The sequence below is a fragment of the Falsochrobactrum ovis genome (assembly GCF_003259955.1).
In the GTDB taxonomy this organism is placed as follows: Bacteria; Pseudomonadota; Alphaproteobacteria; order Rhizobiales; family Rhizobiaceae; genus Brucella; species Brucella ovis_A.
This window is the reverse complement of sequence record NZ_QLMK01000003.1, coordinates 219,081-231,741: the sequence shown is the minus strand read 5'-3', so window position 1 is coordinate 231,741 and position 12,661 is coordinate 219,081. Positions and strand designations below refer to the sequence as shown.

Genomic DNA, 12,661 nt, shown 5'->3' with positions numbered 1-12,661 from the left:
GGTAATATAAAAATGACAGGGCTTGCGCATGCGAGTGCGCATTGACCGACTGTATTTTGGTGAACGGCAGGGCGCTGTTTTCTGCTGATGAATGGCGTGACGATGCAAAGCTAAGTTGAGGAGATTAAAATGGCGGCCGATATTTTTTCCGGTGTAATTCCCGCATTGATGACCCCGTGTAAGGAAGATCGCACACCTGATTTTGATGCGCTGGTGCGCGTAGCCAAAGAGCTGATTGCAGATGGCATGTCGGCAGTGGTTTATTGCGGATCGATGGGGGATTGGCCGCTGCTTACCGATGCGCAGCGTATGGAAGGTGTGGAACGGCTTGTGCAAGCGGGTGTTCCCGTGGTGGTCGGCACCGGTGCAGTTAACACCGCATCCGCCGTCGCCCATGCCGCACATGCGCAGAAAGTTGGTGCGAAGGGCCTTATGGTCATCCCGCGGATTTTGTCACGCGCTTCGGTTATTGCGGCGCAAAAGGCGCATTTCAAGGCCATTCTTTCGGCCGCGCCCGATCTTCCCGCCGTAATCTATAACAGCCCATATTATGGCTTTGCCACCCGTGCCGATCTGTTTTTTGCAATACGTGCCGAACATCCAAACTTGGTTGGATTCAAGGAATTTGGCGGAGCGGCGGATATGCGTTATGCGGCGGAAAATATTACCAGCCGCGACGACGATGTAACGCTGATGATCGGCGTTGATACAACGGTATTCCACGGCTTTGTCAATTGCGGTGCAAAAGGCGCGATTACCGGTATTGGCAATGTTTTGCCCAAGGAAATCATTCATCTGTGCAACCTCTCGCAGGCGGCAGCCAAGGGTGATGCTGATGCGCGTCAGCGTGCTCAGGAACTTGAGCAAGCTCTGGCAATTCTTTCCTCCTTCGACGAAGGTCCTGAACTGGTTCTTTATTTCAAATATTTGATGGTTCTGAAGGGCAAGAAGGAATTTGAGCTGAATTTCAATGAGACGGATGAGCTCAATGACAGCCAGCGTGGCTATGCCAAAGCGCAGTTCGAGCTGTTCAATAGCTGGTATTCGGAATGGAGCCAGCTTCCCGGTTCGGTTCAAAAATATAAGCCGTAACAACAAACTAACGCAAAAGCCCTCCTGGTCAGGAGGGCTTTTTCTATGCTCTGGGTGCTATTTGGACCGATCTTAGGAAATAGCGTCCAGCCCTTTTTCGAGTAGCATATCTAGCTGTTCGATTTCAGCTTTGCTAAGCTTGATACCTTCACGCGCGGATTCTTCGCGTGCGATAAAGCGGCGTTGTGACGGCAAACGTGCACCCTGTCCGACGATGGATTCAAAGAGTTTTTCCGCCCGTGCAAACGGATCGCCGGCCCGACCCGCAGCAAAAGCTTCCGGCGAAAAGACCACAATTAATTCCCCATGCGTGGGGGAAAGGGTGGTCGTGCCGAGAAAATCGAGAGCTTCCGGGCTGGTTAGATCCCCAATCATGATGGCTGCAAGAAGTTCGATCATCGTGCTGATCGCAGAACCCTTATGATCGCCGAAAGGTAGCATGGCACCGGCTAAGGCCGCTTCGGGATCGGTCGTGGGGTTGCCATCCTTATCGATTGCCCATCCTTCGGGCAATTGTTTGCCAGCCCGGCGGTAAAGTTCAATCTCGCCCCGTGCGGCAACCGATGTGGCGAAGTCGAATACGTAGGGGGATTTGTCCTTGCGCGGCCAGCCAAAAGCGAATGGATTTGTACCGAGTAATGGTTCATTGCCGCCAGTAGGGGCAACCGTGGCGTAGCTGGGGCACATGATAAGTGCGGCCAAGCCTTGTTCGGTCAGCGCTTCTACTTCGGGCCAGAGTGCGGAAAAATGGCTGCAATCATTGATAACGAGCGCAGCGACGCCGTGTTTGCGTGCCCGTTCAACCACCAAAGGTACGCCCATTTCAAATGCGGGACTAGAAAATCCGAAATCGGCGTTCACCCGGACAATAGCCGACGCTTCCTGATCAATGATCTCTGGAACCGCATCGGGTTTGACCTTGCCTGCCTTGACCGTTCGAAGAACACCTTCAATGCGGTAAATGCCATGAGATTTACAATGATCGCGTTCGCCTGCCACAATTACACGGGCAACCGCACCCGCTTGGCTTTCGTTAAGGCCCGCTCTTAGGAGAATTGCCTCCACACGTTCGTGCAAATTGGAAACAGACAAAATAGTAGTTTCAGTCATCATGCTTCTTTCATGGCTGCGCCGATTTTTCCGGCAGTCGGTATCTTCAGCACGGATACTGGCTTAACTTGTTGCCGAATACTACTGTTGCATGCCCAAACCAACATGATTTAAATAAAAAGCCCCGCAAAAGCGGGGCTTTTTATTGTATAGAAAGAAATTCATCCACTAACAGCTCGACCGATCCAGATTAATATACAGGCACCTATAAAGCCCGCAATAAGATAACCGAACCAACCGCCGAAGGCGATGCCGAGAAATCCAAATATGAGGCTTGCGATCGCTGCCCCGACTATTCCCAATATAATATTCATGAATATGCCGGTATTGCTATTCATAACATTAGAAGCAATCCATCCGGCAAGTCCGCCAATAATGATTGCTGCAATCCAGCCGATACCTGCGTCACCCATTTTAATGCTCCTTGTTATTGGACTTTATTTGATATGTAGCGCCAATTCACTTTGGCAAGGGTGCCAGTTGCGATCCATCCAGCAAAGTTTCTAGCGCGGATTTAAATCGCTAAGTTGGGCAGTATCTTCCTTTAGAGGTTGCTACTTTGTCAAGCGCATAGAAATAGACACATGCCGGGGTTGCGATAAAAATGAGGGCGCTTTCAAAAATACGCATAAAAACGGGCCAGAAGGCTGTTTTAATCTTCTCGCCCGTATCTTTTATTCATTGATCAATCGCGGTCTTGTTTGATGATTTTCAGCGTCGTCTTATCAAGTTCTAAGTCGTATTTCTGACCATCCTTGTGGCGAGCATCGTCTACTTCCCAAAACTTGTCATCATCCAGTTCAATCTCCCCCCAGCTGATAAAACCAGCCTCGGTTAGTGCGGTTTCAAGCTTAGCCCGCTCTTCGGCGTTTGGATGGCGATCCGCCAAAGCAAAAGAGCCGGTAGCCGCGACAAGGGCGAGGGTAGAAGCAACAACTATCGATTTTTTCATAATTTACTCCTGTGTCCGGACTGCCTATTGATCCGACATAGCGGCGTCAAAAAGACAGTCGGGACATTGGCAAAGAATACTCACATAATTTTCTGTCTTTTGTAATTAGGGGCATTAGGCAAAAATCATTGCTAAGGGGGCCGTGATCAAAAACAGAGCAGCCAACCCGGTTTCAAGTCTCAAATACCAGCGCATGTTAGCCTCCGCTTTATGGTTAATAACTGATTATGAAACGTGGGAAGGGCGATTTGGTTCATCGCCAATGGAGGCATATTGTTTTCATTCAGATAGTGTATGAGCGCCGCTAGACTCAAATCGAAAGCGATAAAATTTCGGCGCAGAGCATCATTGGTAAAAATCAAAACTCGATAAGATTGACCATCGGAGCGCGTTTTGCGACAGATAGAAAATGAAAACCGCAATCACAATCGATCAGGACTATCTCGTCAAACGCCTCAAGGGCCTGCTTGCTATTCCAAGCCCAACCGGCTTTACGGATGAGGCTGTGCGCTATGTCGCACGCGAATTGGAGCATTTGGGGCTGGACGTAATTCTTACGCGTCGCGGTGCAATCCGTGCGCGCAGGCCCGGTGTAACCGAAAGGCCAGCGCGCGGCATCGTCTCCCACGTTGATACGTTAGGCGCTCAGGTCAAATATCTGAAAGATAACGGCCGGTTGGAGCTGGTCTCCATCGGCCATTGGTCTGCGCGTTTTGCTGAAGGCGCGCGCGTTTCTGTTTTTTCATCCAAAGGCACTTATCGCGGTTCAATTCTACCGTTGAAAGCATCTGGCCATACTTTTAACGAAGAAATTGACACGCAGCCAGTGGGGTGGCCCCATGTGGAACTGCGCGTTGATGCGCTGGCGCGAAATCGCGACGATCTGGTTCAGCTTGGTATCGATGTAGGGGATATTGTCGCAATTGATCCGGCGCCAGAGTTCATTGACAATGGCTATATCGTATCAAGACATCTTGATGATAAGGCCGGTGTGGCCATAATGCTTGCGGCACTTGAGGCGATGCAGCGCACCGAAATTGAAACGCCGGTTGACACTTATTGGATGTTTACCATCGGCGAAGAAGTGGGGGTTGGCGCTTCGGCGGTTGTCGTGCCGGATATTGCTTCCTTGGTTGCAATCGATAATGGAACCACTGCGCCGGGGCAGAACTCATCAGAATTTGGCGTGACGCTCGCCATGGCGGATCAAACCGGGCCTTTCGATTATCATTTGACCAAAAAGCTTTATGAGCTGTGTGGTGAGAATGATATTCAGGTTCAAAAAGACGTGTTCCGCTATTATCGTTCGGACGCCGCGTCAGCCGTGGAGGCCGGGCATGATGTGCGTACGGCTTTGCTGACCTTTGGGGTCGATGCTTCGCACGGCTATGAGCGCATTCACTCTAGTGCATTGACATCAATCGCAAAATTGCTGGTGCATTATGCAGCGAGCGGCGTGGAAATCAAACGGGATGCCGAAGAAACCGCCAAGGGCCTTAAAGGCTTTACGCATCAAAAATCGACCAAAGCTGAGCAGGATCTCAAGCCCGAAGACACACCTGCTGAATAGGGTCGTTTGCCGTCAAACCGAAAGCGAGCTTTGGCTCGCTTTTTTATTATCCGAAAAATTAATTATGATAAATCATTGATGATATCCAATTTATGCCTATAAATTAAAGTCAGACAAATAAAATAAAGGGGAACTTAATGAATAGGCTATTTAGGACGGTCATAGCCGCTTTTGCCCTAACAATCGCCGGAGCCGGCAGCTCGGCTATTGCCCAGACGCCACCCAATGTGTTGATTGTCGGCCAAATTGCGGAGCCACAATCGCTTGATCCGCACACGGTGACTGCCACCAATGATTTTCGTATTCTTGTGAATATTTATGACGGGTTGGTGCGCTATAAGGATGGAACGCTGGAAGTTGAACCGGCGCTTGCCGAAAGTTGGACCGTCTCTGATGACGGCAAGACTTACACATTCAAGCTGCGTAAAGACGTCACTTTCCATGATGGTTCTGCATTCGACGCAGAAGCGGTTAAATTTAATTTCGACCGCATGCTTCGTGAGGATCACCCCTTTTATAATACGGGTCCATTTCCACTTTCCTTCAATTTCTCGACCATTGAGGCGGTCAATGCGCTTGACAGCGACACGGTAGAATTCAAACTCAAAGAAGCTTTTGCTCCTTTTCTTTCTAATCTCGCCTATCCGACCGGTTTGATCGTGTCGCCAGCTGCGGTTGAAAATTCTGGCAAAGAATATGGTCGCAGTCCTGCGGGAACGGGGCCATTTAAATTTGTGGAATGGCAGTCAGGACAGCGCGTTGTTGTCGAGCGTAATCCGGATTATTGGGACGGCGCACCGGCACTTGAAGCCGTGGTATTTCGACCGATTACCGATGCAAATACGCGCGTGGCCGAGATGATGGCGGGCGGTCTTGATGTGATGGTGGAAGTGCCCGCAGACAATCTCGCAACCTTTAGAGATGATGCGAATTTTGTCGTGACAGAACAGGCGGGGCCGCATGTCTGGTTCGCTATTCTCAATGCAAAGAGCGGGCCTTTTGCTGATAAAAAGGTGCGGCAAGCTGCCAATTATGCGGTTAATAAGCAGGTTTTGGTTGATAATGTTCTGCAAGGTTCGGCAACTATCGCCGCAGGCCCGATACCTCCCGCATTCAATTGGGTTGAAACCACCACGGAACCCTATCCCTATGACCCGGAGAAAGCGAAAGCGCTTTTGGCAGAAGCAGGTGTGACCAATCCGGAAATTACGTTTTACGTAACCGAAGGTGGGTCCGGAATGCTCGATCCGATCACTATGGGAGCTGCCATTCAAGCCGATCTTCAGGCTGTGGGTTTTAACGTAAAAATTGAAACTTATGAATGGAATACCTTCCTTGGCCGCGTCAATCCGGGTCTCGAAGGCAAGGCCGATATGGCCGAAATGGCTTGGATGACCAATGATCCGGACACAGTGCCTTATTTGACATTGCGTACCGGAGCCATGCCGGAAAATGGCGGGTTTAATTCAGGCTATTATTCCAATCCCAAAGTGGATGAATTGCTTGAACAGGCGCGCCAATCTACCGATCAAACCGAACGGGGCAAGCTCTATGGTGAGGTGCAAAGCATCGTTCATGAGGATGCGCCTTGGCTGTTTGTAGCCAATTGGAAGCAAAATGCTGTCACAACCGCGCTCGTCAAGGAGTTCAAGCTGCAGCCGTCATTCCTGCTGCATCTGAAGAATGTCATCAAGGAGTAAGCAGGGATGGCTCTAATGCCAGCTTATATCCTCAAGCGGCTAATCGCGGTTATTCCAGTTTTGCTGGGACTTTCGATTATCGTTTTTCTTGTCATGGCAATGATCCCCGGCGATACCGCGACCGCTTTGCTCGGATCCTATGCCACGCCGGAAAATGTCGAGCGTCTTAACCGAGACCTCGGCTTGGATAAGCCGCTCTTGCAGCAATATTTTATCTGGATGGGCAATCTCTTACAGGGGGATTTCGGGCGGTCCTTTGTGCTTAACCGTCCCGTTCTTGATGAAGTGCTGGAGCGTTTTCAGGCAACACTCATACTTGCAGGCGCGGCGCTCGTACTTTGCTCAGTTTTGGGGCTATTTGCGGGGATCATTTCTGCTGTGCGGCAGTTCGGCTGGGCTGATAGGGCGATCACATTTGTGGTGCTCGCAGGCATTTCCATTCCCTCCTTCTGGCTCGGGCTTTTGCTGATCTATCTCTTTGCTGTGCATTGGCGCGTTTTGCCTGCATCCGGCATGTATGCGGTCTATGGCGGCGGCGATCTCAAAGATCTGCTTTTGCACTTGATCTTACCTGCAGCAACGCTGGCAGTCGTGGCAGCCGGGGTGATTGCTCGGTTAACACGTAGTGCAATGCTCGAAGTTTTGCGACAGGATTATATCAGAACCGCCCGTGCCAAAGGGTTTAATGAAAGACGGGTGATCTATGCCCACGCCTTTCGTGCCGCATTGGTGAGTGTCATTCCTGTGATTGGGATTCAGGCAGGCTTCGTGCTTGGCGGCGCTGTTTACATAGAAACCGTATTTCAGTGGCCGGGCATTGGCGCCATGCTCGTCAAGGCAATTTCCACGCGCGATATTTTACTGGTTCAAGGTGGGGTTCTGGTGGTTGCGGCAAGCTATGTCTTGTTCAACCTTCTCGCTGACGTGTTGCAAACCGTGGTTGATCCGAGGATACGCTCATGACTGCGCTCGCCGAAATTTCTGCGCCTTCAAGACCAGCCCCCATATCCTCTTGGCGCTTGCTGATGGGTAATCGGCTTGCAGCATTCGGTTTGTTTTTGCTCGCATTGATCTGCGTCGTCGTTGTGTTGGCACCGGTATTTCCGTTGCCTAATCCAGATGCGACCAATCCAGCAAATCGCTTGATGCCTGCATTGAGTGAGGGTCATCTTTTGGGGACCGACCAATTGGGGCGCGACATATTAAGTCGCGTCATCTGGGGCACGCGGGTTTCGATCGCGGTTGGTTTTGCAGCAACTTTAATTGCAGCGATTGTCGGTTCCGCTATTGGTCTTGTCGCGGGCTATGTTGGCGGTCGCGCTGACAATTTAATGATGCGCGGCATCGATATGCTGATGGCATTTCCTTATATATTGCTAGCGCTCGCAATTGTGGCCGTGTTGGGACCGGGGCTGATGAACGCGCTTTATGCGATTGCCGTGGTCAATATCCCGTTTTTTGCTCGTAATGTGCGTGGCGTGACATTGGGGCTGGTGCAACGTGAATTTATCGATGCGGCCCGGCTTTCTGGTAAAAGCCCGCTTTCAATCTTGCTGACAGAAGTTCTCCCCAATGTCCTGCCGGTGATCGTTATCACCATGTCAACGACAGCAGGCTGGATGATCCTTGAAACTGCGGGTTTAAGCTTTTTGGGGCTTGGTGCTCAGCCTCCTCAAGCTGATCTTGGCTCAATGTTAGGCGAAGGCCGGGCTCAATTGTTTAATGCACCTCACGTTTCCATCGTGCCAGGGCTGATGATTTTCCTGCTGGTGATTAGCCTCAATCTTTTAGGCGATGGGGTGCGAGATGTTCTCGATCCGAGATTGCGTTCAGGCGAACTTGCGCGGCCAGGAGCCATGACCGCAATTGCCAAAAATCGGACGGCCCCGCCGTTGGAAGATACGGGCCAAGCACTTTCAATCATGGGATTGGAAACGGGCTTTCTCAATGGCGGTCAGTTTTCTCCGGCGGTTCGCAACATCTCTTTGCAGCTTCAGCGCGGCGAATGTCTCGGTCTTATCGGCGAAAGCGGATCAGGCAAGAGTGTGACCGCCTTATCAATTATGGGACTTGTTGCATCGCCGCCGGGGCTCATCCGCAATGGCGCAATCTATCTGGGCGATCGAGATGTGCTTTCAATGTCTGAAACTGAATTAACGGCAGCGCGCGGAGCGCGGGTTGCTTATGTCTTTCAGGACCCGCTGACAACGCTGCACCCGATGTATTCCATCGGCAAGCAGGTGGAGGAAGCGATTTCGGCACATCGGCGGATGAGTAGCAGCGAAAGACGCAAGCAGGCGATTGCGCTGTTAGAAAAAGTTGGAATACCAGATGCGCATATGCGTGCGAACCATTATCCGCATCAGCTTTCCGGCGGCCAGCGTCAGCGTGTCGGAATTGCAATGGCGCTGGCTAATGATCCGGATATTATCATTGCTGATGAACCTACAACGGCACTGGATGTTACGGTACAGGCGCTCATTCTCAAATTATTGCGCGATTTGCAGCGAGAGCGTGGCATGGCACTGCTATTCATCACGCATGATTTCGGCGTGGTTTCCGAAATTTGCGACCGCGTTGCGGTGATGAAAGATGGCGAAATTGTCGAAACTGGCACGACCTCCGAGGTGCTCTTAACCCCCCAACACAGCTACACAAAACGTCTCATCGCCTGCGTGCCGGAACTGGGGCAGGGCAAAGGTTTCCTCAACCGGGTCGCGTTGCTTTTTGAAGGCGATAACACAAGGGCAGCAGGATGAGCGAACTTGCGATCAGCGTCCGGAATCTGACCAAAAACTTCGGCGGCGGAAAGACGCTTTTCGGTCGCGAGCGTCATAAAATCGAAGCGGTTAAGAATGTTTCGTTTGATCTTCAAAAGGGCGAAACTTTGGCCATTGTGGGCGAAAGTGGATCGGGGAAAAGCACGCTTGCCAAAATGTTGGTGGGTCTCATTGAACCCACCAGCGGCAGTATGACAATCGCAGGCCATGATGCGGCCGCGTTGCGCAGCTTTGGCGCAAAGGCATTTGGGAAAATCATTCAATATGTGTTTCAGGACCCTGTCGCGTCGCTCAATCCCAGAAAGACTATCGGCGAAATATTGAATACGCCGCTTAGGCTTTTGACCGAGCTGGATAGTGCTGCACGTCAAAAACGCATGTTGGAACTGCTTGATGCCGTACAGATGCCAAAAGATACGTTAGAACGTTACCCGCATGAATTTTCCGGCGGACAGGCACAACGTATTGCCATTGCGCGCACACTGGCCGCACAGGCACAGATACTCATTCTTGACGAGCCGGTCAGCGCGCTGGATGTATCCGTTCAGGCTCAAGTGCTTTTGCTTTTGCAAGAACTGAAAAAGCAATTTGGCCTGTCCTATCTGTTTATCAGCCATGATTTGGCAGTAGTTGAAGCTATTTCTGACCGTGTCGCTGTAATGTATTTTGGCGAAATCGTGGAAGAGGCGAGGGCAAGTGATCTTTTTGCCCGGCCTAATCACGTCTATACGCAGCAGCTTGTAGCAAGCGCGCCGCGCATTAACAGAAAGTAGCAGAACATGACCATCACTGATCGGAAATCCGATCACAATATCCGACCCAATGACAAACCAGTCAGGTCGAGGCGGCGGTCTGACGAGATTGCCGACCGTATCAAAGATCTCATCCAAACGGATGAGCTGAAACCCGGAGACCGATTGCCTCAGGAAAAACAGCTAATTGATGAGTTCAAAGCGGCCAAAGGAACAGTGCGCGAAGCAATGAAGGCGTTGGAAACGCAAGGATTGATTGCCACCCGAAGCGGCCCGGGAGGCGGAGCTTTCGTTTCGGAACCTTCTAGCCAGCATGTCGTGGAAATGCTTGGCAGTTATTTTCTTTTTGATCCGCCCAGTCTTGAGGAAATCTACACGCTTCGCAAACTCTTGGAACCAGAAGTCGCGTCATTGCTGGCTGGTCGGTTAAGTCCGGAAGACATAATGCGGCTGGAAAACACGATGCGAATTTATGATCGTCCGGCGATAGATCTTGATGACCAATATCGACAGCGGATCGCTGAACTCGATTTTCATGCGATTTTGGCGCGCCTCTGTCCCAATCGCTTGCTGGGGCTATTGTGTGGATTAACCCACGATTTGTTGCGCAAACATCCGACAGCCTGTGCCATTTATGCTGATCCTTCTCCAGCTTCTCGCGTGGAGGGGCTGGTTTTCCAACATAAGCTTCTGGCAGCGCTTGTTGAAGATCGCCGCGAAGATGCGCGCCGGATTGCGCTGGAACATATGATTAGCGCAGAAAATTACATGATATCGAAAGCGTGCGATATTGGTTTGATTGAAAAAAAATTTGCAAATATTGGAACCATCCAAGCGCCTTCGCATTAGTCCCCTGTAGGCCGTCGTCATAACCCATGCGACGGCCTTGTTTTATATTGGAAAAACAACGGAGGTTTTGACCCTTTTTATGTGTGGTATTTGCGGAGAAATCAGATTTGACGGCGTTGCGCTTTCGGTTGCGGCTATCTCGAAAATGGCAGATATACTCAGTCCTCGCGGCCCGGATGCGTCGGGGATTGTAGCTAGAGGCAATGTTGGTTTTGCCCACCGACGATTAAGAATTCTCGATCTCTCTGAAAAATCCCAACAGCCAATGATTGATGCGGACCTCGGTCTGACTTTGGTATTCAACGGTTGTATTTATAATTTCCGCGAATTACGCGGCGAGCTTGAACAAAAGGGTTATAAGTTTTTTTCTGATGGTGACACCGAAGTCATCATAAAGGCCTGGCACGCTTGGGGTGAAGAATGTGTCACGCGGTTTTTAGGTATGTTCGCCTTCGCAATACATGAACGCGATAGCGGTCGAACAATCTTTGCGCGTGACCGTTTTGGGGTTAAACCGCTCTATCTTGCTCAGCTTGGTGGCGCTTTGCGTTTTGCCTCTTCGTTACCTGCCTTAGTCAAGGCTGGTGGTGTTGACACATCAATTGATCGTGCGGCCTTACATAATTATATGAGCTTTCACGCCGTCGTGCCGCCGCCGCGCACGATTTATAATGGCGTGCGTAAGCTGCCGCCCGCTACAATCCGTATTTATGAGCGCAATGGAGAGTTCCGGGACCGCGTATATTGGAAAGCAACTTACCGCCGATTGCCGGGCGATAGCATCCGTAGCCGTGAAGACTGGCAAGAAGAGCTGCTCGACCTGCTGCGGCTCGCGATAAAACGTCGGACAATTTCCGATGTCCCGGTCGGGGTTCTTCTGTCAGGCGGAGTGGATTCAAGCCTTATTGTTGGGTTGCTGGCAGAGGCCGGCCAAAGCGATCTTATGAGTTTCTCGGTTGGCTTTGAAGCAGCCAATGGCGAGAAAGGCGATGAATTTATCTATTCTGATCTGATCGCCAAACATTATGGAACCGAGCACCACCAGATTTTTGTTCCGTCTGCCGAACTGATGGATGCTTTGCCAGGAACGATTGCAGCGATGTCAGAGCCGATGGTTTCCTACGATAATGTGGGTTTTTATCTCCTCTCTAAGGAGGTCTCCAAACATATTAAAGTTGTCCAATCCGGGCAGGGGGCCGACGAGGTTTTTGCTGGCTACCACTGGTATCCACCACTAGTCGATTCCAATGATGTGGTTGCTGATTACGCTAGAGCGTTTTGCGATCGTACCCATGCAACACTTGCAACACAGCTTGCACCCGAATGGATGCCCGAGCGTGACTATAGTCTGGAATTGCTAGAGCACTATTTACTGGAAGAGGGTGCGGATACACCGGTGGATCGCGCATTGCGTCTCGATACAAATGTGATGTTGGTCGACGATCCAGTCAAACGCGTAGACAATATGACGATGGCTTGGGGGCTTGAAGCACGAGTCCCGTTTTTAGATCATGAATTGGTAGAGCTTGCAGCCCGTATGCCCCCGGAAGAAAAATTAAGGGATGGCGGCAAGGGTATTCTCAAAGATGTAGCCCGAAAGATTATTCCAAGCGAAGTTATTGACCGAAAAAAGGGATATTTTCCGGTCCCTCAGCTCAAATATATCGCGGGTCCTTATCTTGAGATGATCAAGGATGCTCTTTCGTCGCAAAAGGCGCGAGAGCGGGGGCTGTTTCAACGCGAATATTTAGAGCGACTATTTGCGAATCCTTCTGATCACCTTACGCCTTTGCGTGGTTCCGAATTATGGCAAGCTGGAGTGCTTGAAATGTGGCTTCAGACCCAAGAGGCTTAAA

11 protein-coding genes are annotated in these 12,661 nt (G+C 50.8%); 8 read left to right on the top strand and 3 right to left on the bottom strand.

The window, feature by feature from the left end; genetic code table 11:
- The first annotated feature begins 129 nt into the window (after positions 1-129).
- Complete coding sequence (locus tag C7374_RS06635) at positions 130-1,092, top strand: dihydrodipicolinate synthase family protein (protein ID WP_111574820.1); 963 nt, start codon at positions 130-132, stop codon at positions 1,090-1,092.
- A gap of 72 nt (positions 1,093-1,164) precedes the next feature.
- On the opposite strand, the gene C7374_RS06630 is transcribed toward C7374_RS06635, so the two are convergent.
- The 3 genes from C7374_RS06630 to C7374_RS06620 form a co-directional block, all read right to left on the bottom strand.
- Entirely contained in the window at positions 1,165-2,202 is a 1,038-nt protein-coding gene (locus C7374_RS06630) for an Ldh family oxidoreductase (protein ID WP_111574961.1), read from the bottom strand.
- A 161-nt stretch (positions 2,203-2,363) separates the two neighbouring features.
- A complete protein-coding gene (locus tag C7374_RS06625) occupies positions 2,364-2,615 on the bottom strand; it encodes a GlsB/YeaQ/YmgE family stress response membrane protein (protein WP_111574819.1) in 252 nt (83 codons plus the stop codon).
- 272 nt (positions 2,616-2,887) lie between these two features.
- A complete protein-coding gene (locus C7374_RS06620; RefSeq protein WP_111574818.1) occupies positions 2,888-3,154 on the bottom strand; it encodes a PepSY domain-containing protein in 267 nt (88 codons plus the stop codon).
- 409 nt (positions 3,155-3,563) lie between these two features.
- Here C7374_RS06620 and C7374_RS06615 point away from each other — a divergent pair, with 409 nt between their 5' ends.
- From C7374_RS06615 to C7374_RS06585, 7 genes are all read left to right on the top strand, one after another.
- Positions 3,564-4,724, top strand: coding sequence for an osmoprotectant NAGGN system M42 family peptidase (locus C7374_RS06615; RefSeq protein WP_111574817.1), 1,161 nt, complete (start codon positions 3,564-3,566; stop codon positions 4,722-4,724).
- Positions 4,725-4,861: 137 nt separating this feature from the next.
- Positions 4,862-6,424 (top strand): ABC transporter substrate-binding protein, encoded by a 1,563-nt coding sequence (locus C7374_RS06610; protein ID WP_111574816.1) that lies wholly within the window; start codon positions 4,862-4,864, stop codon positions 6,422-6,424.
- Between the two features lie 15 nt (positions 6,425-6,439).
- Positions 6,440-7,387, top strand: coding sequence for an ABC transporter permease (locus tag C7374_RS06605; RefSeq protein ID WP_111574960.1), 948 nt, complete (start codon positions 6,440-6,442; stop codon positions 7,385-7,387).
- Positions 7,384-9,183, top strand: coding sequence for a dipeptide/oligopeptide/nickel ABC transporter permease/ATP-binding protein (locus C7374_RS06600; protein ID WP_111574815.1), 1,800 nt, complete (start codon positions 7,384-7,386; stop codon positions 9,181-9,183). Before C7374_RS06605 ends, C7374_RS06600 begins: the two co-directional genes overlap by 4 nt.
- Entirely contained in the window at positions 9,180-9,977 is a 798-nt protein-coding gene (locus C7374_RS06595) for an ATP-binding cassette domain-containing protein (RefSeq protein ID WP_111574814.1), read from the top strand. The genes C7374_RS06600 and C7374_RS06595 overlap by 4 nt, the downstream gene beginning before the upstream one ends.
- A 6-nt stretch (positions 9,978-9,983) precedes the next feature.
- On the top strand, positions 9,984-10,805 hold the full coding sequence (locus C7374_RS06590) for a FadR/GntR family transcriptional regulator (protein ID WP_111574813.1): 822 nt from the start codon (positions 9,984-9,986) through the stop codon (positions 10,803-10,805).
- Between the two features lie 79 nt (positions 10,806-10,884).
- Complete coding sequence (locus tag C7374_RS06585; RefSeq protein ID WP_111574812.1) at positions 10,885-12,660, top strand: N-acetylglutaminylglutamine amidotransferase; 1,776 nt, start codon at positions 10,885-10,887, stop codon at positions 12,658-12,660.
- Position 12,661: the final 1 nt, after the last annotated feature.

Excerpts from the sequence above, each read along its gene's own strand:
- C7374_RS06630 (WP_111574961.1), bottom strand. The coding sequence starts at position 2,202 with ATGACTGAAACTACTATTTTGTCTGTTTCCAATTTGCACGAACGTGTG.
- C7374_RS06615 (WP_111574817.1), top strand. The coding sequence starts at position 3,564 with ATGAAAACCGCAATCACAATCGATCAGGACTATCTCGTCAAACGCCTC.
- C7374_RS06585 (WP_111574812.1), top strand. The coding sequence starts at position 10,885 with ATGTGTGGTATTTGCGGAGAAATCAGATTTGACGGCGTTGCGCTTTCG.
- C7374_RS06605 (WP_111574960.1), top strand. The coding sequence starts at position 6,440 with ATGCCAGCTTATATCCTCAAGCGGCTAATCGCGGTTATTCCAGTTTTG.
- C7374_RS06620 (WP_111574818.1), bottom strand. The coding sequence starts at position 3,154 with ATGAAAAAATCGATAGTTGTTGCTTCTACCCTCGCCCTTGTCGCGGCT.
- C7374_RS06600 (WP_111574815.1), top strand. The coding sequence starts at position 7,384 with ATGACTGCGCTCGCCGAAATTTCTGCGCCTTCAAGACCAGCCCCCATA.
- C7374_RS06610 (WP_111574816.1), top strand. The coding sequence starts at position 4,862 with ATGAATAGGCTATTTAGGACGGTCATAGCCGCTTTTGCCCTAACAATC.
- C7374_RS06595 (WP_111574814.1), top strand. The coding sequence starts at position 9,180 with ATGAGCGAACTTGCGATCAGCGTCCGGAATCTGACCAAAAACTTCGGC.
- C7374_RS06635 (WP_111574820.1), top strand. The coding sequence starts at position 130 with ATGGCGGCCGATATTTTTTCCGGTGTAATTCCCGCATTGATGACCCCG.
- C7374_RS06590 (WP_111574813.1), top strand. The coding sequence starts at position 9,984 with ATGACCATCACTGATCGGAAATCCGATCACAATATCCGACCCAATGAC.
- C7374_RS06625 (WP_111574819.1), bottom strand. The coding sequence starts at position 2,615 with ATGGGTGACGCAGGTATCGGCTGGATTGCAGCAATCATTATTGGCGGA.